At 41.4% G+C, this 23771-nt stretch carries 22 protein-coding genes and 1 tRNA gene; 14 read left to right on the plus strand and 9 right to left on the minus strand.

The window, feature by feature from the left end; translation table 11 throughout:
• Window positions 1–41: 41 nt before the first annotated feature.
• A complete protein-coding gene (locus ACNORC_RS02305; RefSeq protein ID WP_418333972.1) occupies window positions 42–2069 on the minus strand; it encodes a cation:proton antiporter in 2028 nt (675 codons plus the stop codon).
• 148 nt (window positions 2070–2217) lie between these two features.
• On the opposite strand from ACNORC_RS02305, the gene ACNORC_RS02310 reads away from it, so the two are divergent.
• From ACNORC_RS02310 to ACNORC_RS02335, 6 genes are all read left to right on the plus strand, one after another.
• Complete coding sequence (locus ACNORC_RS02310; protein WP_418333973.1) at window positions 2218–4002, plus strand: cation:proton antiporter; 1785 nt, start codon at window positions 2218–2220, stop codon at window positions 4000–4002.
• 22 nt (window positions 4003–4024) lie between these two features.
• A complete protein-coding gene (locus ACNORC_RS02315) occupies window positions 4025–4885 on the plus strand; it encodes an MBL fold metallo-hydrolase (protein WP_418333974.1) in 861 nt (286 codons plus the stop codon).
• 8 nt (window positions 4886–4893) lie between these two features.
• Window positions 4894–6576, plus strand: a complete 1683-nt coding sequence (locus ACNORC_RS02320; protein ID WP_418333975.1) for a S8 family peptidase — start codon at window positions 4894–4896, stop codon at window positions 6574–6576.
• Window positions 6577–6579: 3 nt separating this feature from the next.
• Entirely contained in the window at window positions 6580–8412 is a 1833-nt protein-coding gene (locus ACNORC_RS02325; protein WP_418333976.1) for a M1 family metallopeptidase, read from the plus strand.
• A gap of 110 nt (window positions 8413–8522) precedes the next feature.
• On the plus strand, window positions 8523–8894 hold the full coding sequence (gene rnpA / locus ACNORC_RS02330) for a ribonuclease P protein component (protein WP_418333977.1): 372 nt from the start codon (window positions 8523–8525) through the stop codon (window positions 8892–8894).
• Between the two features lie 6 nt (window positions 8895–8900).
• Window positions 8901–10535 (plus strand): S41 family peptidase, encoded by a 1635-nt coding sequence (locus ACNORC_RS02335; protein ID WP_418333978.1) that lies wholly within the window; start codon window positions 8901–8903, stop codon window positions 10533–10535.
• Here ACNORC_RS02335 and ACNORC_RS02340 read toward each other — a convergent pair whose 3' ends face one another.
• The 4 genes from ACNORC_RS02340 to ACNORC_RS02355 all read right to left on the minus strand — a co-directional run bounded on the left by ACNORC_RS02340 (window position 10536) and on the right by ACNORC_RS02355 (window position 12368).
• The gene (locus tag ACNORC_RS02340; protein WP_418333979.1) at window positions 10536–10976 is read right to left on the minus strand and encodes a GNAT family N-acetyltransferase; all 441 of its coding nucleotides are present in this window, start codon (window positions 10974–10976) and stop codon (window positions 10536–10538) included.
• 11 nt (window positions 10977–10987) lie between these two features.
• A complete protein-coding gene (gene rpiB / locus ACNORC_RS02345) occupies window positions 10988–11419 on the minus strand; it encodes a ribose 5-phosphate isomerase B (protein ID WP_418333980.1) in 432 nt (143 codons plus the stop codon).
• 521 nt (window positions 11420–11940) lie between these two features.
• Entirely contained in the window at window positions 11941–12183 is a 243-nt protein-coding gene (locus tag ACNORC_RS02350) for a putative signal transducing protein (protein ID WP_418333981.1), read from the minus strand.
• A gap of 35 nt (window positions 12184–12218) precedes the next feature.
• Window positions 12219–12368 (minus strand): hypothetical protein, encoded by a 150-nt coding sequence (locus tag ACNORC_RS02355; protein WP_418333982.1) that lies wholly within the window; start codon window positions 12366–12368, stop codon window positions 12219–12221.
• Window positions 12369–12567: 199 nt separating this feature from the next.
• On the opposite strand from ACNORC_RS02355, the gene rnr reads away from it, so the two are divergent.
• Genes rnr through ACNORC_RS02370 form a run of 3 tightly spaced genes read left to right on the plus strand, consistent with a single transcriptional unit; the run spans window position 12568 to window position 16187 of the window.
• Window positions 12568–14769 (plus strand): ribonuclease R, encoded by a 2202-nt coding sequence (gene rnr / locus ACNORC_RS02360; protein ID WP_418333983.1) that lies wholly within the window; start codon window positions 12568–12570, stop codon window positions 14767–14769.
• A complete protein-coding gene (locus ACNORC_RS02365) occupies window positions 14753–15430 on the plus strand; it encodes a head GIN domain-containing protein (protein WP_418333984.1) in 678 nt (225 codons plus the stop codon). The genes rnr and ACNORC_RS02365 overlap by 17 nt, the downstream gene beginning before the upstream one ends.
• Window positions 15431–15470: 40 nt before the next feature.
• Entirely contained in the window at window positions 15471–16187 is a 717-nt protein-coding gene (locus tag ACNORC_RS02370; RefSeq protein ID WP_418333985.1) for a LysE family translocator, read from the plus strand.
• Between the two features lie 677 nt (window positions 16188–16864).
• On the opposite strand, the gene ACNORC_RS02375 is transcribed toward ACNORC_RS02370, so the two are convergent.
• Window positions 16865–16935, minus strand: a tRNA-Cys gene (locus ACNORC_RS02375).
• Between the two features lie 64 nt (window positions 16936–16999).
• Entirely contained in the window at window positions 17000–17356 is a 357-nt protein-coding gene (folB, locus tag ACNORC_RS02380; RefSeq protein ID WP_418333986.1) for a dihydroneopterin aldolase, read from the minus strand.
• 106 nt (window positions 17357–17462) lie between these two features.
• On the opposite strand from folB, the gene ACNORC_RS02385 reads away from it, so the two are divergent.
• The 4 genes from ACNORC_RS02385 to ACNORC_RS02400 all read left to right on the plus strand — a co-directional run bounded on the left by ACNORC_RS02385 (window position 17463) and on the right by ACNORC_RS02400 (window position 20311).
• Window positions 17463–19139, plus strand: coding sequence for a glutamine--tRNA ligase/YqeY domain fusion protein (locus tag ACNORC_RS02385; protein ID WP_418333987.1), 1677 nt, complete (start codon window positions 17463–17465; stop codon window positions 19137–19139).
• 138 nt (window positions 19140–19277) lie between these two features.
• Window positions 19278–19652 carry a YtxH domain-containing protein gene (locus ACNORC_RS02390; protein WP_418333988.1) on the plus strand — a complete coding sequence of 125 codons (375 nt, stop codon included), beginning with the start codon at window positions 19278–19280 and terminating at the stop codon, window positions 19650–19652.
• A 7-nt stretch (window positions 19653–19659) separates the two neighbouring features.
• Complete coding sequence (locus tag ACNORC_RS02395; protein WP_418333989.1) at window positions 19660–20100, plus strand: phage holin family protein; 441 nt, start codon at window positions 19660–19662, stop codon at window positions 20098–20100.
• On the plus strand, window positions 20087–20311 hold the full coding sequence (locus ACNORC_RS02400; protein ID WP_418333990.1) for a DUF6327 family protein: 225 nt from the start codon (window positions 20087–20089) through the stop codon (window positions 20309–20311). The genes ACNORC_RS02395 and ACNORC_RS02400 overlap by 14 nt, the downstream gene beginning before the upstream one ends.
• Here ACNORC_RS02400 and ACNORC_RS02405 read toward each other — a convergent pair whose 3' ends face one another.
• Window positions 20312–21331 carry an SPFH domain-containing protein gene (locus tag ACNORC_RS02405; protein ID WP_418333991.1) on the minus strand — a complete coding sequence of 340 codons (1020 nt, stop codon included), beginning with the start codon at window positions 21329–21331 and terminating at the stop codon, window positions 20312–20314. It abuts the gene before it with no gap.
• 73 nt (window positions 21332–21404) lie between these two features.
• Here ACNORC_RS02405 and ACNORC_RS02410 point away from each other — a divergent pair, with 73 nt between their 5' ends.
• Entirely contained in the window at window positions 21405–22082 is a 678-nt protein-coding gene (locus tag ACNORC_RS02410; protein WP_418333992.1) for a hypothetical protein, read from the plus strand.
• A 73-nt stretch (window positions 22083–22155) separates the two neighbouring features.
• On the opposite strand, the gene gltX is transcribed toward ACNORC_RS02410, so the two are convergent.
• Complete coding sequence (gene gltX, locus ACNORC_RS02415) at window positions 22156–23679, minus strand: glutamate--tRNA ligase (RefSeq protein WP_418333993.1); 1524 nt, start codon at window positions 23677–23679, stop codon at window positions 22156–22158.
• Window positions 23680–23771: the final 92 nt, after the last annotated feature.

Raw genomic sequence — 23771 nt, forward strand, 5'->3', positions numbered from 1 at the left:
AAGAAAAGTAAGTACAGCAGGGAAAAGCGACTACCCGTGTTTTAAGGGTAAATAATGATCCTGCTCTTATTGAAGAAGTATTTCTCCAGCTTGGCAGGAATGGTGGGTAGGAGGGGTTGATAGGAAACGCCTCCTTTTCTTGCCGATACCAGCACTATTATATCATCTTCAAGCATATCTTTCCCCAGGATCAAAAAATCCTCCCATTCTGCGAACTTTTTATGCTTAAAGGGGGAATCTGTCTTAAGCTCCTTTAGGATTTTCTTGATTTCAGCATAGGTTTCGGAATTAGAAGATATTACCACCGGCACACTTAATTCCTTAGCCAGGAGGTCTAATTTCTTTATCCAGAAAGAAAATCCTTTTTCTTTTTCGGCCAATGGCGGCACAATCGTAAAGATCCTTTTATGGGTCGCAAGTGGTCTGCTGAAGTAGGTTACAAATGAAGTTTTGCTGTTGGCAGAAATGATGCGCTCCATTTTTTTGCCGATCAGTTTATCCATCAGTCCCTTTTGAGTTGGCCAACCAAGGATGATGAGGTCGGCGATTATCTCTTTGGATTTTTGGGCAATGCCTGAAGCTACATTGTGATCGATAGCGGCAAGTATATTCACTTTAGTTTCGGCTGCTGAAGCCTGTTTGATGAAATCGTCGAGCTTTTCTGTTGCCCGGGCAATGTTCAGTTCGGCTTCCTCGTTGTTAGGCACCACAGAAAGAATCGAAACAGGGTTGGGGGAGGTCTTGTCTTTGATAAGGATGGCAAACTCCAGAAGCTTGTCGAAATTAAGGATGTTGGCTATGGGAAGTAGGATAGTTTCACTCCTGTACGCACGTGAGTTCTTCAGCTCGGTCGCTGATATTTCCTTGCTCTCTACTGCCAGTTTTCTCGCTGCTCTTTCGGTTGCCAGGGTAGCTACTATTGAGGTTACGAGTATTAAGATAACAGTGCCGTTAAGGATGTTCTCCTCAATAATTCCCGCATTATATCCCACAATAATTACTGCCAGGGTAGCGGCAGCGTGACCACTGCTCAATCCAAAGATCACTTTTCGCTGCAGGGCCGAATACCGGAAAACTAGCTGAGTAAAAAATGCCGCCAGCCACTTTCCGAAGATAGCTACCACACTCAGGGTCGCCGCCACAATTAGGGCGGTAGGCCCGCTAAAGATGACGCTGATATCGACCAACATTCCAACACTAATGAGGAAAAAGGGAATAAAAAGTGAGTTCCCAATAAATTCAATCCTGTTCATAAGAGCTGAAGAATGGGGAATGAGGCGATTAAGGGCCAGTCCCGCCAGGAAGGCTCCAATAATAGGCTCCACTCCGGCAAGTTCAGCCATGAATGCCGCTATAAACACAACAAAGAGCACGAAAATATAATGGGAGTGTTTCTCAGTTTCCATTTTAGTAAAGAACCACTTGGCAATTCGGGGCACTACCAGGAAGATTATTGACGAAAAAATAGCCAGGGAGATGATCAATCTTTGCCAAAAGGCCACATTTAGGGTGCCTTCATGATTTCCCATGATCACCGCCAGGATGATTAAAACAGCTGTGTCTGTAAGAATGGTTCCCCCCACAGTGATCGCCACCGCCTCGTTCTTTGAGACCTTGAGTCTGCTTACAATAGGATAGGTAAGTAGGGTATGTGTTGCAAACATACTGGCCGTCAAAAAACTCGCATTAAAATCATACCCGAGTAGGTAAAAACACACCGGAAATCCTATTGTCAATGGCAGAATGAAAGTGAAAAAACCAAACAGGAAGCTCTTGTTCCGGTTCGCCTTGAACTGGTTCATATCGAGTTCAAGACCGGCAATAAACATGATATATAGCAATCCTATTGTGGAGAACAGATCAATAGCAGAGCTCTTTTCCAAAATGCCAAATCCAAATGGACCTATGATTATTCCCGAAATTATGAGAACAATAATTCCGGGAATATTTAGCCTTTTTAGAGCTATAGGAGAAATGAGGATGATAAGAAGGATCAGGGCAAAGACCATGACTGGATTGGATAATGGCAATTCGAACTCGTGATGGAGTATATCCAGAAAATCCTTCATTTATTTAATATTTTTATATAATAATTCACAAAATTAAAATAAAATACCTCTTATATTACCATACATTAAAAATTCTGGTATTTTAAGAGAGGACAGGATTTCTACCTGCCCCCAAGAAATCCTGAAGTTACCCTTATAATCAAGACACATGGAAGAATTCAACATCCTTGCTCTTTTGATCATCCTGGCCGGTGCCTGGGTTGGTGGAACGGCAGCTAAAAAACTAGGGTATCCACCTATCCTCGGAGAATTGATCATTGGAATAATTTTAGGCCCCGCTGTTTTAGGCCTTTTGGAGAGTTCAGAAATGATCGCCGTGCTCGCAGAAGTGGGGATCATTCTCCTCATGGTATACATTGGAATTGAGATCAATTTCAGAGACCTGGGAAAAGCCTCGTGGCCCGGCCTTTTGGCCGCCATAGGAGGTTTTATTGTTCCCTTTGGATTGGGATATTTTACCATAATTTATTTTGGAGGAACCAATATCGCCGCCCTTTTTGTGGCTATTGCTGTAGGGGTTACCTCTCTTGCCACTAAAAGCAGGATACTTGTTGATCTCAAGCTCCTCAATACCCGCATCGCCTATGTACTAATGGCGGGAGCCCTTATTTCAGATACATTGGCACTGATCATCTTTGCCGGAATGTTGAGTTTTGTAGATGCCGGTAGTATTGATACCTGGGGACTTATTTGGGTGGCAGGGAAAGCAATTCTTTTCTTTCTACTTACAGCACTGGCTGGATATTTCCTTTTGCCATTACTCGGAAAGATCCTAAGCGACAAAAAAGTAAAAAGCCGCACCTTTCACTTTACTCTGATTCTTCTGATAGTGTTCATATTCTGTGAACTGGCCGAATTAGCCGGTCTGCACAGTATACTTGGTGCTTTTATGGCCGGATTGTTCATTAGGGATGGAGTTTTCAACAGGCAGATATCCAAAGAGATCCACGATATTTTCCACGACGTTTCTATAGGTTTTTTGGCACCAATCTTTTTTGTTTCGGCGGGATTCCATGTCACTCTTGAGGTATTCCAGACAGATCTCCTATTACTTACCGTGGTCATTCTCGTGGCTATGGTAGGTAAAATTGTTGGTACGGCGGTTTTCTATCTCCCCAGCGGTTATGGGTGGCGGGAAGGAATAGCTGTGGGAACAGGAATGAATGGAAGAGGAGCGGTAGAGATTATTATAGCGGGAATAGGTCTGGAGATGGGGATCATTTCTGATGACATCTTCTCGATTCTGGTCTTTATGGCAATTTTAACCACTTTGAGCGTTCCCGTTTTGCTCACCTGGACTACTAATTGGCTGCGGAAAAGAGGAGAACTTATCAACCAGGAAACCAGGAAAGGAACTCTCATTTTGGGAGCAAACCCTTTAGGACTTTATCTTGCCAGGCACCTCAAGGAAAATGAGGAAGTGGTCATAGTGGATTCCAACCGGGACTTAGCTGAAAATTCCAGGGCTCAGGGCTTTTCTACGGTTACCGGTAATATTTTAAAAGAAGAGACAATGGAAAGTGCAGAGGCTTTTGACACAGGCACTTTTATTGCTCTTACCAGCAACAATGAGATCAATCTGCTCGCTGCGCAATTAGCACATGACGCTTTCTTTGTACCCCGTAATATAGTTTTAGTTGCCCCACATCAGGGTGGTGCGGGAGTGGAATTGCTTGACCGCATAGGAGCCTCTTCCATGTTCGCTACTCAAACAGAACTGGCTCCCTGGATCCTTAAGATCGATTCGGGAGAAGTTGAGGAGGTAACAGAAGAAGTCGAAGAAAAAATTTCCACCCGTACCTGGCTCAAACAAAACCGCTCCGAAGACAGTAAATTCCTTCCTCTTTTAATAATAGATCAAGAAGGTAAAAAGCGGCCTTTCCACTTCCATGACGAAATTGAAGCCGGTGAAAAAGTTCTATATTTACGGTGAAAAGAAATTAAGAACAAAAATTATGACTTTATACCCTATTGAAGCCGGAAACTTCAAGCTGGATGGGGGCGCTATGTTTGGAGTTGTCCCAAAGACTATCTGGAACAGAACGAATCCCGCTGATGCCAATAATATGATCGATATTGCCGCCACCTGCCTTCTTGTTGAAGATGGCGACAGGCTCATACTCATCGATACCGGAATGGGAGACAAACAAAGTGAGAAGTTCTTTGGATATTACTACATGTGGGGAGATGACAATATCGATAAATCCCTTAAAAAACATGGATTTCACCGCGATGATATTACCGATGTGTTCATGACACACCTGCACTTTGACCATTGCGGCGGAAGTATTCAGTGGAATAAAGACCGTACCGGATATGAACCGGCCTTTAAAAATGCCACTTTTTGGAGTAATAAAGAACACTGGGAGTGGGCCACCAAACCCAATGCCCGGGAAAAAGCCTCTTTTTTAAAGGAGAATATCCTTCCCATGCAGGAAAGCGGTCAACTGCGGTTTGTGGAAAGAACAGGAGAACATTTTCAGGACACCTCAGAACTGGGCTTCGGAATTTTATATGTTGATGGGCATACCGATAAACAAATGATCCCGCACATCAATTACAAAGGGAAAAAGCTGGTTTTTATGGCCGATCTTTTACCCACGGCTGGACACCTGCCGCTGCCCTTTGTTATGGGTTACGATACCCGGCCTTTGATCACCCTTTCCGAAAAAGAAAAGTTCCTGAAAAAAGCTGCCGCAGAAGATTATTACCTCTTCCTGGAGCATGATGCGCACAACGAAATTGTGAGCGTTCAGGATACCGAAAAAGGAGTTCGCTTAAAAGAAGTACATACATTCAACGAATTATTTAACTAAAATCAAATATGAAAATCCCATTTTTTAAACCCATTTTTATTGCCGGTCTTGCCGCTTTTGTAGCAGGTTGCGGAAGTTCTGCCCCGGCTATTGTTTCAACCCCTATTGAGAACATTGATTCCATGCCTCTTAAGGTCACAGACCTTACTGAAACCGAACTGAAAGGTTGGGGTGGAGCCGATCTTGTATCTGACACCATTCCCGGAATGAGCGTTCAAAAAGCATATAATGAGATCATCAAAAATAACAAAGGGAAAACAGTGATCGTCGCCGTTGTAGACAGCGGGGTTGATATTGACCACGAAGATCTTGATGACGTTATCTGGACCAATGAAGACGAAATCCCAAACAACAACAAAGACGATGATAAAAATGGATACGTAGATGATATTCACGGTTGGAACTTTTTAGGAGATGCTGTAAAAGAAAACCTTGAATATGTCAGGATCCTTAAGAAACTGAAGCCTAAATATGATGGTATTCCTGCTTCATCTGTAAAACCTGAAGACAAAGAAGAATTCGCCCTTTATCAAAGAGCCAAAGCCGAATACGATAAGGAATACAACGAGGCTCTAGGTATGAAGAACCAGTATGAAGGAATCTCTCAGCAGCTAAAAATGGCTCACGAGGCTGTTTCGGCAAAACTGGGAAAAGAAGATTACACCCTTGCTGAACTTCAGAAAATGGAAGCTACCACTGAGGAGATGAAGCAGTATCAATCATTTCTTTCACAGGTAATGACCAATGTCGAAGGTGATATTCCTTCAGCAATTGGCCAACTGCAGGAAGCTATCGACTATTTCTCCGGAAGACTGGATTCTCACTTCAACCTGAACCTTGACGGAAGAGCGATCGTAGGTGACAACCCTGATGATCTCAATGACCGCAACTACGGAAACAATGACGTTACTGGTCCAACTCCGGACAAAGAAGACATAAAACATGGTACTCACGTAGCCGGGATCATTGCTGCCGAAAGAAATAACAATATCGGGATCAATGGTGTGGCAAACAACGTGGTGATCATGCCAATTCGTGCAGTGCCAGATGGCGACGAATATGATAAGGATATCGCGCTTGCTATTCGTTATGCAGTAGACAACGGTGCGAGTATCATCAATACCAGCTTCGGAAAATATTTTTCTACTCATCCGGAATGGGTACTTGACGCGATCAAATATGCCGCTAAGCACGATGTGTTGATCGTAAATGCCGCCGGAAATGAAGGATTAAACCTGGACGAGAACACTGTTTATCCGAATGATCAGGATGTGAAGAATCCGCAGGAAATAGCCGATAACTTCCTTACGGTAGGTGCTTTGAACTACAAATATGGAAGCGGACTGGTTGCAGGGTTCTCTAACTACGGAAAAACGAATGTTGACGTATTTGCACCGGGAACCAAGATCTGGTCTACTACTCCAAACAATGAGTATGAGTACCTGCAGGGAACTTCTATGGCAGCACCGGCCGTAAGTGGTGTTGCAGCTATGATTCGGTCTTATTATCCAAAATTGACTGCAGAACAGGTGAAGCAGGTGATCATGGATAGCGGTTTAACTTCAAGCGCCACCGTAGTGATTGGTGGAGATCCTGAAAATACGGGAAAATTCAACCAGCTTTCAACCTCCGGAAAAATGGCCAATTTGTACAACGCACTGATCTTAGCAGACAGAATTTCTAAAAAATAAAAAATGAAGAGAATACTTGTAGCACTTTTTTTAATAACCTCTATAACCTCTAACGCTCAGAACAATACTTCTTATTGGCAGCAACATGTTGATTACAAGATGAATATTGATATGAACGTAGAGAATTACCAGTACACCGGAGACCAGGAACTGGTATACACCAATAATTCACCAGATACCTTAACCAAAGTTTTTTACCACCTCTATTTCAATGCTTTTCAGCCCGGAAGTGAAATGGACATTCGTTCCAGAACAATTTCAGATCCGGACCAAAGAGTAGGAGCAAGGATCTCGAAGTTGTCTCCTTCCCAGCAGGGTTACCTGCATGTAAATGCACTCACCCGGAACGGAAAACCTATAAAATACAACGAAGTAGGTACTGTTCTCGAGGTACAGCTGGAAGAGCCGATTCTCCCCGGAGAAAAAGTGATCTTCAATATGAAGTTCGCAGGGCAGGTGCCGGAGCAGATCCGACGTGCCGGAAGGAACAGCAGCGAAAATGTAGCTCTTTCCATGACCCAGTGGTTTCCGAAGATGGCCGAATATGACTTTCAGGGATGGCATGCTGATCCATACATCGCCAGGGAATTTCACGGTGTTTGGGGAGATTTTGATGTAAAAATAAGTATAGATAAAAACTACATTTTAGGTGCTACAGGTGTTCTCCAAAATCCAAATGAGATTGGGTACAACTATGAAGACGCAGGAGTGAAGGTAAACCGAAAAGGCAAAAAACTCACCTGGCATTTCAAAGCCGAAATGGTGCATGATTTCGCCTGGGCTGCTGACCCTGAATACATTCATGACAAACGAGTTGCCGCTGATGGTACCGTACTTCACTTCCTTTATAAGAATAAACCTGAAATTAAAGAAAACTGGAAGAGTCTTCAACCAAAGACTGAAGAACTTCTCCTGTACTTCAATGAGAATATTGGACCTTATCCGTGGCCTCAGTATTCTGTTATTCAGGGTGGTGATGGTGGAATGGAATACGCCATGCTTACTCTTGTGACAGGGGAAAGAGCATTGGGTAGTCTTATAGGAGTTACCGCTCATGAATTGGCACATGCATGGTTCCAGCACTTATTGGCAACCAATGAAAGTAAACACGAATGGATGGACGAAGGTTTTACCAGCTACATCTCCAGCCTCGCTATGGAGAAAGTTAGAGGTACAACAAGTGAAAATCCTTTCATGGGAGGCTATAGAAGCTATTATCGACTTGCAAATTCAGGTGTTGAACAACCGCTTAGTACACATGCAGACAGGTATGCATACAATGCTGCGTATGGTGCCGCCGCATACTCCAAAGGAGAGGTTTTTCTAGCTCAACTGGGATACATAATTGGGGAAGAAAATCTGGCAAAGACCCTGCGCAGGTATTATGATGAATGGAAATTTAAACATCCAACACCCAATGATTTTATCAGGGTTGCTGAAAAGGTTTCGGGAGCAGAACTTGACTGGTATCTAACAGACTGGACACAGACAACCAACACCATTGATTACGGAGTTCAGGATGTCGAAAAAGAAGATGGTAAAACCAGGGTGATCCTTCAAAGAAATGGTTTGATGCCAATGCCGGTGGAAGTGACTGTTACGTTTAAAGATGGCTCTACCGAACTGGTTTACATTCCGCTTCAAATGATGCGCTGGGAAAAACCTGCAGCCTCTGATTCCCTTAATCGAAGAGTGGTGGAAGACTGGGCCTGGGCCTATCCAACTTATTCATTTACCATTGACGCTGAAATGTCTGAGATCTCTAAGGTGGAGATCGACGCCAGTGAAAGAATGGCTGATGTGAAAAGGGATAACAATGTTTATGAAGTTAAATAGGCTTCAAAAAAGGCATTTTTAAAGCCTCTTCTTCGGAAGGGGCTTTTTTTTGCTTCAGAATAAATTCGGCATCTTCAGAGAAGGGAAATCTTTTTATATAATTTTACCACATGGATCAAAGCTTCGGAAAAAAAGAGAAACTTAAGAGCAAAACGGTCATCGACCAACTTTTTGCTGAGGGCAGCTCCCTGAAAAAATACCCGCTTCGCCTGGTGTATATAAAACTTTCCGAAGAAAGCGGCGAAGTCAATAAGACCTGCGTTTCTGTCCCAAAAAGGAACTTTAGGCACGCTACAGATCGTAACCACTTGAAGCGACTGATGCGTGAAGCTTATAGAAAAAATAAGTATCTTGTTACCAGTAATTTAAGTTCAACCTTCGCATTCATGTTCGTCTATACAGGTAGAGAGAAAGTCTCTTACGAAAAGGTCTTTTTCGCTACCGAAGAATTGTTGAAAAACCTGGTGCAGAAAGAAAAATGAAGCAGCATGAAAAAGACCTTTTTAAAGACTTCAGGAATTTTGGCTTTGGTAACTGTTCTCTTCGTCAGTACGGTTAGTTTTAAATCAGATTTTTTTGAGATCGCCAAACAGATAGAGATCTTCACTACTCTTTTCAAGGAACTCAACATGAACTATGTTGATGAGACCAATCCGGCAGAATTGATGGATACTGCCATTAATGCCATGCTGGAAGATCTTGATCCATATACCCATTACTGGAACGAACAGGAAGTGCAGGCGGCGCGCATCAATAATGCCGGCGAGTACACCGGAATTGGCGCCACAGTGGGCATTAAGAACAATGCCATCACTATCGTGGAACCATACCAGGATTATCCTGCAGATAAAGCCGGATTAAAAGCCGGTGACGAGATCATAAAGATCGGGAATATTACGGTAGCCGATTTTGATGAAGATGCAGGAGAACTGCTAAAAGGAGCTCCTAACAGTAAAGTGGATCTGACTTATAAACGTCAGGGGAAAACCTATACTACTACGCTCACCCGCGGTGCTATTGAGATCAAAGCGGTGCCATACTACAATATGGTGGATGATAATACCGGATACATTGTATTATCACAATTCAACAGAAATGCTTCTTCAGAAACTGTGAAAGCTTTAAAGGAGCTGAAGGAAAAAGGTGCTAAAAATGTCATTCTTGACTTGCGTGGCAATCCCGGCGGTCTACTTTCTGAAGCAGTTAATGTCGCCAATATTTTTATTCCGGAAGGGGAACTTATCACCAGCACAAAGTCAGCTGTTGAAAAGTACAACCAGACCTTTATGACCACCAGAAAAGCCATAGATAGTGAAATTCCGGTGGTGGTTCTTATTAACGGCCGTAGTGCCTCTGCCAGTGAGATCGTTGCGGGTTCCCTTCAGGATCTTGACCGTGGAGTTGTTATGGGAGCGAGAAGCTTCGGAAAAGGGCTGGTTCAAAGACCAAAAGATCTCACCTATGGTACCCAGTTAAAAGTGACAATTTCCCGTTATTATACTCCCAGCGGAAGGTGTATCCAGTCCCTCGATTACTGGAACCGCGATGAGGAAGGTAAAGCGGTACGTATAGATTCAAAAGATTATAACGAATTCCTTACCCGTAATGGAAGAAAAGTTTACGACGGGGGAGGAATAGAACCGGACATCAATTTGGAAAATTCTGAATACAGCAGCCTGACGAATGAAATCCTTCAGCAAAATGCTATTTTTGACTATGCTACCCGGTATTATTATTCACACAACCCGGCTTCTCCCGCTGATGTAAAACTTACCGAAAGTGATTTCAAAGATTTCAAAAACTTTCTTTCTTCTACAGATTTTGAATACCAGACCTATACAGAAAAACAACTGGAAAAGCTGAAAAATTCAGCTGAGATAGAAGATTTTGATGAGGAATTAAAAGCAGAATTTCAGGCGATGAAAAAGATCATTGCAAGTTCAAAAGCTGCGGCTTTGGATGCTCAAAAAGAGGAAATTCTTTCGCTGTTAACAGATGAGATCATAAAAAGGTATTACTACAAAGAAGGACTTTATAATTACTATACAACTGCCAATGAAGAGATCCTGGCTGCTAATAAATTGTTGGACGATTCTTCAAAATACCAGCAGATCCTGAAGTAATTATTCCCTTATCATACCAATGTGAGGAATGCCATCTTCTAAATATTCATCCCCGATCTTTACAAAGCCGTGGGATTCATAGAATTTTATGAGATAGGTTTGAGCAGAAAGTTTGATCCGGGTAGTGTGGAAATGTTCTTTGATAGCTTCTATAGAAGCTTTTAGTATCTGGTGACCAAAAGCTTTATTTCTCACGGTATCTTTTACAATTACACGGCCAATAGCAGCTTCCTGAAAATATATTCCGGGAGGAAAAATACGGGTGTAGGCAACCAATTGATTGTTTTCAGTTCCCAGCACATGTAAGGCCTTGTCGTCTTTTCCATCAATATCCTGATAGACACAATTTTGTTCTACCACAAAGATTTCAGAGCGCAGCTGCAATACATCATAAAGCTCCTGAAGACTGAGATCTTCAAAAGCTTTTGTCTCAATTTGCATGGTAAAAAATGTTATTTACAGGCTATTTTTTCTACCCTTCTGCTGTGTCTTCCACCTTCAAATTTGGTTTCAAGAAAAGCTTTTACCATTTCTACAGCTTGTGGTTTAGAAGTAAAACGTGCAGGAATACTTAAAATGTTAGCATCATTATGTTCGCGAGCCAAAACGGTTATCTCTTTGGTCCAGCATAGCGCTGAGCGAACTCCCTGGTGTTTGTTAGCAGTCATGTTAGCACCATTTCCGCTTCCGCAGATAATAATACCAAAATCTGCTTCCTTACTTTCTACTTCAGAGGCTACAGGATGAACAAAATCGGGATAATCAACGCTTTCTTCACTGTCAGTTCCGTGGTTTGAAACGCTGTGGTTTTGTTCTTCCAGGTATTTCAGGATTTCGAATTTATATTCGGTTCCTGCGTGATCATTTCCTATTGCTATTTTCATTTATAGTGTGTGTTGTGTGCCGGCAAAGGTAGAAAATAGGCTTATCAACTTCAATTAATGCCAATGTTAATTAAATGTTACAGAAGCTTTAAAATGAAGTAGTTAGAATTTCAACAGAAATGTTAATAAAAAGAGATCAAAAAATAAAAACCAAATTTGGATAATTCCTCGCAATAGCCCATATGCACAGATTTTCCAGCTAATAAAATTTTAACTCCTGAATTTTTGGACAAGTTATAAGCACTAAAATTTCACTTTTGAACAGCAGCAAAAATTAAAGTTTTCATCATCTTTAATTTACATTTCATTATGAACAGTTGTTAAGAAAGTCTTAATACTATTTATAAATCAAGTAGTTAAATATTTTAACACTTGTTCATAAGTTGTGGCTGGAGAAATCTTATCTGAAAGAACAACAAAAATTCAAAAAAGTTATTCCACATATCAACAGACTATAATAGACAACATTTAATTTTTTTAAAAAAGAAAGAAAAAGATAATATTAATATATGTGTTAACAACTAAACGATCTTTAAAGGAGAGGATGAACCGTTGAATGAATCGAGGATCTTTTTTGCTCTTTCAATATCTATTTTATGTACCTTAAGATGAATTCCTCCCAGGGCATTGGAGTAGAAGGGAAAAACTCCTATCATAGTTTCGTTCTGGAAAAAATAATCAATTCCCTCCTGCTCAAATAGAAGTTTTAGAACAGCATATTCATGAGGATACGTAAAAACAGCAAGAGTGGAATAATTTTTCATAGCAGGGATCTCCTACTAAAGATACCAAATAAAAATTATTCGGTTTCGAGTAAAGAAAATTCGCGGTCTTCTTCAGAAGAAAAGGTCGGATTATTTAGAGAATAATTGATGTAGGCCACGAAGCTGAGCACTCCTACTACAAAAATGAGGATAAAAATGAGCGTTATTTTATTCGGTTTACTCATAGTTTCAAAGATGTGAACTCCTGTAGATTAATAATCTGAAACCAAATTTAATAAAATTTTAAGAACTCACACTTTTACTGTTAATTCTGTATTAATTTATTATTAAATATTAGTCTTATAAGAGGTTGCTTTTCAAATTAAAGATGAGATAAGATGCCAAGTAAGAATTAAGACTTAATTTTATAGCTTAAATCAAAAAATGACAAGAAAGAAACAAAAAGGTAAAAAGACGGAAAACCTGGAGAATGTAACCAAACAAATACTCGCCATACTTCGGAAGAACGGAGGACAGGCCATGAATTACAAACAGATCGCTGCCAAAATGGGTGTCGATGATCCGGGCAACCGCAATAAAATAATTCGCGTACTGGCTCAATTAGCCGGAAAGAAGAAAATTGAAGAAGTAGAAAAAGGTAAATTTCTGCTGAAGGCAGGAGTTGATTATTACCAGGGAACCCTGGATATGACTGCCAAAGGCAGTGGCTATGTGGTGGTTGAAGATCTGGAAGAAGATGTTTTTATTCCTTCGGGAAATATCAATAAAGCTTTTGATGGAGATGAAGTAGAAATTTACGTTTACAAGCGAAGACGCAACAAAAAATCTGAAGGAGAAATTACGAAAGTAATTAACCGGAAGAAAACAAGGTTTGTTGGAGTACTTCAGTTAAAAGAAAATTTCGGATTTGTATCTGTTCAGGATGCCAAAATGTATACCGATATTTTCGTTCAAAAGAACAAGATCGGTGAAGCTAAAGATGGCGATAAGGTAGTTGTTGAAATGGAAGACTGGCCTGAAAAAGCTGATTCGCCATTTGGAAGAGTTGTAGAAGTACTGGGTAGACCGGGAGAACACCATACCGAAATTCACGCCATCCTCGCTCAATATGGATTACCACATGAATTTCCGCAGGAAGTGGAATCTTTCGCAGATAATTTAGATACCAGCATTCAGCAGGAGGAGATCAAAAAGCGCCGTGATATGCGCGATGTTCTCACCTTTACCATTGATCCAAAAGATGCCAAAGATTTTGATGATGCTTTAAGTTTCAGAGAGCTTGAAAATGGCAATTTTGAGATTGGGATCCATATTGCTGATGTTTCTCATTATGTAAAACCGGAAACCATACTCGATGAGGAGGCTTTCAACCGCGCAACCTCAGTTTACCTGGTGGACCGCGTAGTTCCCATGCTTCCGGAGGTATTGTCGAATAATGCCTGTTCCCTGAGACCTAACGAAGAAAAATATACTTTTTCTGCAGTTTTTGAAATGGACAAAAATGCCCAGGTCAAAAATGAGTGGTTCGGAAGAACTGTGATCTATTCTGATGCACGATTCGCATATGAAGAGGCACAGTACATTATTGATACCACCGGAGGTGAAATTCCGGCCGATATTTCTCTTACAAATGAAACATATCATACCGATGGGAATATAGTCACAGCTGTCCTTGAAATTGATAAACTGGCTAAGACCATGCGGAAAAGAAGGATGAAAGAAGGTGCCATATCTTTTGATAAAGTAGAGGTGAAATTTGAACTTGATGAACAAAATGAACCTGTGGGCGTATTCTTTAAAACTTCTCAGGATGCTAATAAGCTGATCGAGGAATTCATGCTGCTTGCCAATAAAAAAGTAGCCGAATTCATAGGAAAGCAAAAGCCGAAGAAAACTTTTGTATATCGTTGCCACGATGACCCGGATGACGATAAACTTATGGCCCTTAAATCCCTGGTTTCAAAATTTGGTCATTCGTTAAACCTGAAAGATCAGAAATCGATCAGTAAATCTCTGAACAAACTTCTCGAAGATGTGCAGGGAACCAAGGAACAGAACCTGGTGGATACCCTGACTATTAGGACTATGAGCAAGGCGTATTACAGTACCGAAAATATCGGGCATTACGGTCTTGCATTTGGTCATTATACTCATTTCACTTCACCTATCAGGAGGTATCCCGATGTGATGGTGCACCGACTTCTGCAGCACTATCTCGACAAAGGAAATTCGGCAAAAGAAGAAGAATACGAAGAAAAATGTCAGCACAGCAGTCAGATGGAAAGCCTGGCTACCAGTGCCGAACGTGATTCCATAAAATATATGCAGGTTAAATACATGCAGGAACACAATGAAGAGGAATTTTTGGGCGTTATTTCAGGTGTTACCGAATGGGGTATCTATGTTGAAATCATTGCCAACAAATGTGAGGGAATGATTCGATTGAGAGACATTCGGGAAGATCATTTTGACTTCGACGAAGAGCAATACGCCATCATTGGGCGAAAGACCAAAAAAGTGTATCAGTTAGGTGACGAAGTCTATGTGAGCGTCAAGAACGCCGATCTTGTAAAAAGGCATTTAGATTTCAATTTAATAGGTACAAGAAATGAAGTGGAAAATTAAAAATCAGTTAGTTTTATTATTGCTCATGTTAGCTGTCGTACCTCTGACGGCCCAGGAGATTACTGCAGACCTGGATGCATTCCGGGAGATCAAGACTTTCAGCGGAATCGAAGTTCAGGTTTATACTTCCGAGAAAAACAGGATCGAGATAACCGGTCACAGCAAGGAAAAGGTCAAGTTTGAAGTGGTGGAGAACCGGCTGGAGATCAGGTTACCAATAGATAATATCTGGTCTAAAGACAATACATTGATCAAAGTCTACGGAAATTCTTTTGAGATAATTGATGCCAATGAAGGATCGCTGGTAGAAGTAGACGGAAAAATAACAGGAAAAAACCTCATTTTTCGAGCCCAGGAGGGAGCTACTATTGAAGCCGAAGTAGATGCCGATAAGGTACAGGCTAAAGCAGTTTCTGGAGGAAGTATAACTCTTTCAGGAAAGGCCGATAAACAGGATTCTGAAGCTAATACCGGCGGGAAATATCACGCCCGTGACCTTAAGACAAAAGAAAGTATCATAAGTGTAAGTACTGCGGGCCGGGCAGAGGTCTACGCGACAGATTATTGTAAAGCCACTGCCAAACTTGGTGGAGTGGTAGAACTCTATGGAAGACCAAAAGAAGTAGACCAAAAAACCAGTTTAGGAGGTAAAATTTTATAACTGAAGTAAAATATTACCTTTGTGAAAACCAAAGCTCCTAATGTTGCAAGATATACTGGCTGCCGTACCTCTCGGTTTTTTTCTGGCCTTCTTATTGGGACCAGTTTTTTTTGTGCTGCTGGAAACTGCTGCAATAAAAGGTTTTAGAGCAGCAATTTCTTTTGATATTGGAGTCATTTTCGCAGATATTGTTTTTCTGTTGATCGCCTATTTAAGTACTACCAAGTTGCTGAACAGGATCAAAGATGATCCTGCGCTTTTTGTGTTTGGCGGCGGACTTTTGGTAACCTACGGCATTATTCAATTCATACAGACCAAACGTGTACTACAGCACGAGGAGGTTCCTGAAATTCAGAAGCTTAACAAAAGGGATTATTTAGGTCTGGCTGCTAAAGGTTTTCTTCTCAATTTTATCAATATCGGGGTATTAGGTTTCTGGCTCGGACTGTTGATTGTTTTTGGTCCGCAGCTCGAAATGGATACAGAGCGTATCTCTGTTTTCTTCGGAAGTGTTCTGGGAACTTACCTTGTCATAGATATTTTCAAGATCCTGGCGGCCAAAAAGCTTAACCGAAAGCTAACTCCAAACCGGATCTATCGGGTCAAAAAAGGAATAAGTGTTATTCTGATGATCTTTGGAGCTTTTCTAATCACCCAGGGCCTCATTCCGCAGGAGATCAACCAGATCCAGGAAAAGATCGACGAGATCACGCCCGAAAGCTCTTCAGAAGCTACTTCTGCTTTCTTTCAGAAGTAGGATCTGTACAAACCCCATGTCATTCTGAACGTTGCGTAGCGAAGTGAAGAATCTCTTCTTCAGAAAATAGAGTAGAGAGGAGAGATCAGAGACCTTTCAAAAATGTCATTTTTGACGCATAATTAATTTTGAATCCATAATAGATTCCTCCTTTGTCGGAATGACAGAATTTTTGGAATTTGATCTTTGAATTTTAAAATAAAAAAAGCCCCTTAAAAAAGGAGCTTTTTTGAAGAGGCATCGAGCGCCCCGACGCTTCGGGGGAACCGCTGTTCAAACACAATGTCATTCTGAACGGAGCGCAGCGGAGTGAAGAATCTCTTCTTAAGAAAATAGAAAGGAGAGGAGAGAACAGAGACCTTCAACAAATGTCATTTTTGATGCTCAATTAATTTAGAATCCATAGGAGATTCCTCCTTCGTCGGAATGACAGCTTTTTTGGAAACTCTATGTCATTCTGAACGTAGCACAGCGAAGTGAAGAATCTCTTCTTCAGAAAATAGAAAAGAGAGGAGAGATCAGAGACCTTTCAAAAATGTCATTTTTGAGATTTTTGTATCATTCTCAGTCCATATTCAGAAGAGATTCCTCCTTCGTTGGAATGACAGAAATATTGGAATATGAACTTTGGAATATTACAATAAAAAAAGCCCCTTAAAAAAGGAGCTTTTTTGAAGAGGCATCGAGCGGATTCGAACCGCTGTACAAGCTTTTGCAGAGCTCTGCCTAGCCACTCGGCCACGATGCCATTCAGGAAGGGCAAATGTAATAAAATTTCTTTTTTCAGACTACCCTTTTCAGAAATGTAGTTTTTACCGGCTCTTACTTCGGGTAACTGTTACCATTTCAACGTTTCCGCCAATAGGAGGATTGATCTTCGATACCGAAACACTCACTTCTTGAACCATAAGCAACTCTGCTAAAATCCGGTTAAGGATCCTTTCAGCAACTGTTTCCAGTAATTTTGAGCGTACACCCATCTCCTCCTTCACAATTTTATTGAGGTGCACATAGTCAATAGTGTCTTTAAGAGCATCAGTTTTGGCAGAAAGAGAAAGATCACCCTTCACTTTGAGATCGATCCTGTAGTCACTTCCAATCCGGCCCTCCTCATCGAGACACCCGTGGTAGGCGAAGACTTTGATGTTTTTTAGTTTGATACTTCCCACAAAAAATCTTTTTGCGAAGATAGAAACTATTCACAAGACAACGGCCGGTGCATATAATGATGTTTATTTTCTTTAATTTTGGCGGTCTAAAGAAGAATGAAAAATTATGTCTGAAGAAAAGCGATCTCTCAATTTCATTGAGCATATAATAGAAGAAGATTTGAGGAACGGCTTTCCGCGGGAAGAGCTGCATTTCAGGTTTCCACCTGAACCTAACGGATACCTGCACATTGGCCATGCTTCCTCTATCTGCCTGAATTTTGGGTTAGGTTTACGGTACAATGCACCGGTAAACCTTCGGTTTGATGATACCAATCCTATCAAAGAAGAGCAGGAATTTGTGGATGCCATTCGCTATGATGTGGAGTGGCTCGGCTTCAAATGGGCAAAAGAATGCTACGCTTCAGATTACTTTCAGCAGTTGTATGACTGGGCGGTAGAAATGATCAAGAATGGAGATGCCTATGTTGATAGCCAGACTTCCGAAGAGATCGCGGAACAGAAAGGAACACCTACCCAACCCGGAAAAAGTAGTCCGTACAGGGATCGTCCGGTGGAGGAAAACCTGAGGCTTTTTGAACAGATGAAGAACGGGGAAACCCCGGAAAAAGGTCATGTACTAAGGGCTAAGATCAATATGGCTTCGCCTAACATGCTTATGCGTGACCCGGTTATGTACCGTTGCCTGCATAAGAATCACCACCGCACCAAAGACAACTGGAAGATCTATCCAATGTACGACTGGGCCCATGGGGAAAGTGATTTTATCGAAGGAATCTCACACTCTTTCTGTACCCTTGAATTTTTGCCCCACCGTGAACTATATAACTGGTTCCTTACAAAGGTGGGAGAGATAGAAAAAGTAAGGCCAAAACAGCGCGAATTTGCCCGTCGTAATTTGAGCCATACTGTTGTTAGTAAGCGTAAACTGGCACAGTTGGTGGAAAAAGGGATCGTATCCTCTTGGGATGATCCAAGAATGCCTACTATTTCTGGTTTGAGAAGAAGGGGATATACCCCGGAATCTATCCGAAAATTTGCAGATACCATCGGGATCGCAAAAAGGGAAAATCTCATAGATGTTTCACTTTTGGAGCATATGATACGGGAAGATCTCAATAAGAAAGCTCCCCGGGTGATGGCGGTGCTGGATCCTGTCAAGCTGGTGATCACCAATTATCCTGAAGGAGAAGAAGAGTGGCTGGAGGCAGAGAACAATCCGGAAGATGATGCTGCAGGGATCCGAAAAGTGCCTTTTTCAAGAGAACTTTATATAGAAAAAGAAGATTTTAAAGAAGAGGCAAACAGAAAATTCTTCAGACTTACCCTGGGAAAAGAGGTGAGGTTGAAGAACGCCTATATCATCAAGGGAGAAAGTGTTGTAAAGGATGAGAATGGTAAAATAAGCGAGATCCATTGTACCTATGATCCCAAGAGCCGCAGCGGTAGTGGAACCGAGGAATCTATGCGAAAGGTAAAAGGAACGCTGCATTGGGTTTCGGCCAAACACGCTGAAAAAGCTGAAGTGCGCTTGTACGACCGGCTATTTACTGTAGAATCACCAGATACTGACAAAGAAAAAGACTTCCTCGAATTTTTAAATCCGGACTCTTTACAAGTGATTACAGCATTTGTGGAGCCAAGTTTAAAAGACGTACAACCTTTGGATCAATTCCAGTTCCAAAGATTAGGATATTTTAACGTTGACAAGGACAGTACGAAAGAGCACCTGGTGTTCAACCGTACAGTTACCTTAAGAGACTCCTGGGGTGGCAAAAATTAGCTCCCCGGGCCATTCTTCCCGGTTTAAGAATATTTTAGCATTGGGGTAGGGATATTAACCGGTTGTTAACAGGCGAGGAGTCTACATTATTCTATATTTGAGTAGAACCTTATATTAATCTAAACAACCAATAATATCATGGCAAATTCAGGAAGTACATTTTTAGCATTATTAACCGGGGCAGCCATAGGAGCAGGCCTTGGAATGTTATATGCACCTGACAGCGGCGAGGAAACCCGAAGAAAACTGGGAGAGAACGCCCGAAGAACTCAGGACGACTTGAACAGGCGTTATCGTGAAACCTCTTCTAACCTTACTCAAAAAGCTAAAAAAGCTAAATTAGACTTCGAAGATCGTTTGGAAGAAACTCTTTCTTCAGCCAGTTACAAGGCCGATGAGATCCTCAGCAGCCTGGAAGCAAAACTGGAAGAACTTAGAAAGCAGAATGCCAAGTTCCAGAAAGACAAAAAAGACGAAGCAGGTACTACCTCTTCCGAAAATATTGTAGTGTAAACGACATATGGCATTCGAAAGAATTTCCGACAACTTAGAAAGCTTAAACGAGAATATCCGGTCCTTCGCTGAAAGCAGCGCTGAGTACTACAAACTGGATTTGTTCAATAAGACTATGAAAGGGGCTACTTCTGCGGTTAAAGGCGCAGTAATAGCCTTTTTCTTTCTTTTTGCACTCCTGTTCCTGTCCATTGCAGTTTCTGTTCTGCTAAGCGTTTGGATAGATGTACCCAGCAGCGGATTCTTCATCGTAGGAGGTATCTATTTACTTCTTGGATTGTTCATAGTTTTCTTCGGAAACTCTGTCATCACTAAACCCATGCTCGAAAAGGCTTCGGAAAAGTTCTTTAATGAAACTAAGAAACCTGAAAGAAAAAAGACTGAAGCAGTTATCGTTGATCCGGTAGCTAAAGAAGAAATAGTTATTAAGAAGGATGAGGAAATATAAGAACTTCAAAGAAATAGACCGTGACCTCAAACTCCTGAAACTACAACAGGAAATTGATAAGGAAATGGCACTTCTTAGTTACAACCGTACCAAAGAAAGCCTTTCTCCAAAGCGCATTTTAAAGAGCGCAGCGGGTTCTATTTTCAAGAATGCCCTTATCCTAAAAGGAACTACAAAAGTCCTTGGATTTATTGGCGATAAGTTCAGGTAACTAATCAGTAAGATCGTCTCCGAAATCTTCCTGAGACCGTTTATTATTTTCTTCTTCTAATCTTCTCTGATTTTCCTCTTGTTGCCTTTTTTTCTTTTCTTTTAAAGCATTCTCTTTCTTCATTACTTCTCCTATTTGATTTGAAGCAGTAAATGAAGCTATCATATTATTCAGCATGTCACTACCTGTTTGAGGAGAATTTGGCAGCAGAATAAGGTTACTTTGAGTTTCTTCACCCAGTGACTGGAGTGTATCATAATGCTGAGTTACTACGATCAGGGCAGAAGCTTCCTGTGAGTTTATACCAACATTGTTTAATACATCCACACTTTCTTCGAGTCCGCGGGCAATTTCCCGGCGCTGGTCGGCGATACCCTGTCCCTGTAAACGCTTGCTCTCAGCTTCTGCACGGGCTTTGGCTACAATTTTGATCCTTTCAGCTTCAGCCTCATATTCAGCTGCTACTTTTTCCCTTTCCGAAGCATTAATTCGGTTCATTGCTGCCTTCACCTGCACATCAGGGTCAATGTCAGTTACAAGGGTTTTAATAATATCATAACCGTATTCTTCCATGGCTTCATTCAATTCCCTTTTCACCGCAATTGCGATATCATCTTTGCGTTCAAATACGTCGTCAAGTTTCATTTTTGGCACCTCTGCGCGCACCACATCAAACACATACGAGGTGATCTGGTCATGTGAATTCTCCAGTTTATAGAAAGCATCGTAAATACGGGTGGCGATTACCTGGAATTGAACCGATATTTTCAGTTTTACAAATACATCATCCTTGGTCTTGGTTTCCACCATTACATCCAGTTGCTGAACTTTTAGATTGATCCTTCCGGAGATCTGGTCAAAAACAGGAATTTTAAAGTGAAGTCCGCTGGTACTGATACGTTGAAACTTTCCGAAGCGCTCAATAATGGCCGCTGTTTGTTGTTTTACAGTGAAGATTCCCGAAAAGAGAATAATAAACCCCACAACGAAAAAAAGGGCTGTAAAGATTGTAGTTATCATTGGTGTATTGGTTTTTCCTGAAAGATAGAAAATAAAAAACTACATTTAGCGCTTAATACTTAAAGGCTGATATATGGATCTAAAAAAAATTCTGTTATTTACCGGAATAGTGTTTATTTCTTTTGCGTCAAATGCGCAACGAATCTGGGAAGGTAGCTATAATCGCCTTGGAGTACAGGGCGGGGTCAACTATTTTAATATCCTTACCGACGACCTTGAGATCCAGGCTAGACCGAGTTGGACCGCCGGATTCACCACCCGAGCTTCCTTTTATAACGAATTCCAATTCATTTACGGGATCAACTTCTATGATTTCAAGGTAGATATGGATGGCCGCACAAAACTTGAAGAAACTTCTCCAAAGAGTACTATCGAATATAACATGATTGGGGTGCAGGCAAATTTCTTCGGAAGTTATAAAATGCTTGGAAACAGTCTTAGTGTTGAGGCCGGACCGGTTATTCAGGTGAACGGAAAGCTGAATGCAAGGCAGGATAAGGAATATTATTATCTGGCCGGATATGATATTCAGGCCATCGATATTGAAAAGGTGTCTCCTTTCAATGTGAACCTGGCAGCAGGAATATCAGGAGGTTTGGAGACCCTTAAATTCTGGCTGCAATATCAATACGGGATCAACAACATTTTGAATGGTGTAAATGATGAAGGTTTGAAGGAAAAAGATGCTTCAGTTCCCGATTTCAAAGGACATATCAGTATGCTGGCAGGAGGGATTACCATCTTTTTATAAGCTATTCCACCAAAAACAAGAGGCCTGGAAAATTCAATTTTTCAGGCCTCTTGTTTTTAAAGGTGTTTATAATCTAAAGCGATTCTTTTGCTTTCAAAAGACGGGCTATCGTTTCCTCTTTTCCAATTGCCGCTGCGATCTCGAAAACATCCGGTCCCTGCATAGCGCCCACAAGAGATAATCGGAAAGGCTGCATCACTTTTCCAAATCCAATTCCTTCAGAAGTGATCCAGGATTTGACCCGGTCCTGTAGGTTGGCTGCTGAAAAATCTTCTGTACCCTTAAGAATTTCAATAATTTGATCTACAATTTGCGAAGTATCTTCTTTCCAAACCTTTTTAGAGGCTTTCTCGTCATAATTCCCGGGAGAAACAAAGAAGTAACTACCTAATTCCCAAAGATCGTTCACGAAGGTCGCACGTTCCTTTAAAAGGCCCACTACTTTTGTAATATACTCATCAGAAAATTGGAGGTCTTTTTTCTGCAAGAAATTTTTAAAATCTTCAGCGACTTCTTTGTCTGATCTTTCCTGAAGGTAATGGTGCTGAAACCATTTTGTCTTCTCAGGATCGAACTTTGAACCTCCTTTAGATACATGCTCCAGGCTAAAGGCATTTACCAGTTCCTCAAGACTGTATATTTCCTGTTCGCTACCACCACCTTCGTTCCAACCCAGAAGTGCTAACATATTCACGACTGCTTCCGGAAGATATCCGTCTTCACGGTAACCGGCAGATATTTCTCCTGTTTTTGGATCTTTCCATTGCAGCGGAAATACCGGAAAGCCCATTTTGTCCCCGTCCCGTTTGCTCAGTTTTCCTTTGCCCTGAGGCTTGAGGATCAATGGAAGATGTGCAAATTTCGGGGCCTTCCAATTGAAAGCGCGGTAGAGTAGGACGTGTAGCGCCAATGAAGGCAACCATTCTTCTCCGCGAATAACATGAGTGATCTCCATTAAATGGTCATCCACAATATTTGCAAGGTGATAAGTGGGCATACCATCACTTTTGAAGAGTACTTTATCATCCAGTACCTGGCTTTCGATCACCATCTTTCCACGAATTTCGTCCTCGAGATGGATACTTTCATTTTCAGGAGCTTTGAACCTGATGACATAAGCTTCTCCTGAATCCAATTTTTGCTGTACTTCCTCTTTTGAAAGAGAAAGGGAATTTTTCAGTTTTAAGCGATTGTGCCAGTTGTATATAAAGGTCTTTCCCTTTGCTTCATGATCCTGCCTGTGATGTTCCAGTTCTTCCGAAGTATCAAAAGCGTAATAAGCATTTCCCGAAGCTATAAGTTCATCAGCATATTCCCTGTAAAGATGTTGACGTTCGCTCTGCCTGTAAGGACCAAATCCGCCATCTTTACCCGGGCCTTCGTCATAAGGAATATTGCACCAATTGAGAGAATTGATAATGTAATCCTCAGCGCCTTCCACATATCTTGCCTGATCTGTATCCTCAATACGCAGGACAAAATCTCCATTGTGTTTTTTTGCATACAAATAATTGAAAAGCGCGGTGCGAACCCCGCCAATATGTAAAGGTCCTGTTGGACTTGGTGCAAAACGTACTCTAACTTTTTCTGTAGACATAAATGCTCTTTTGAAGCGCAAAGATAAGGGATTCTTTAGGTTTTCGAAATGTGGCCTTCAGCAGCAATTCCCGGTATGAAATAAAATTGTAA

It is taken from the genome of Salinimicrobium soli, assembly GCF_048323655.1.
Taxonomy (GTDB): Bacteria; Bacteroidota; Bacteroidia; order Flavobacteriales; family Flavobacteriaceae; genus Salinimicrobium; species Salinimicrobium soli.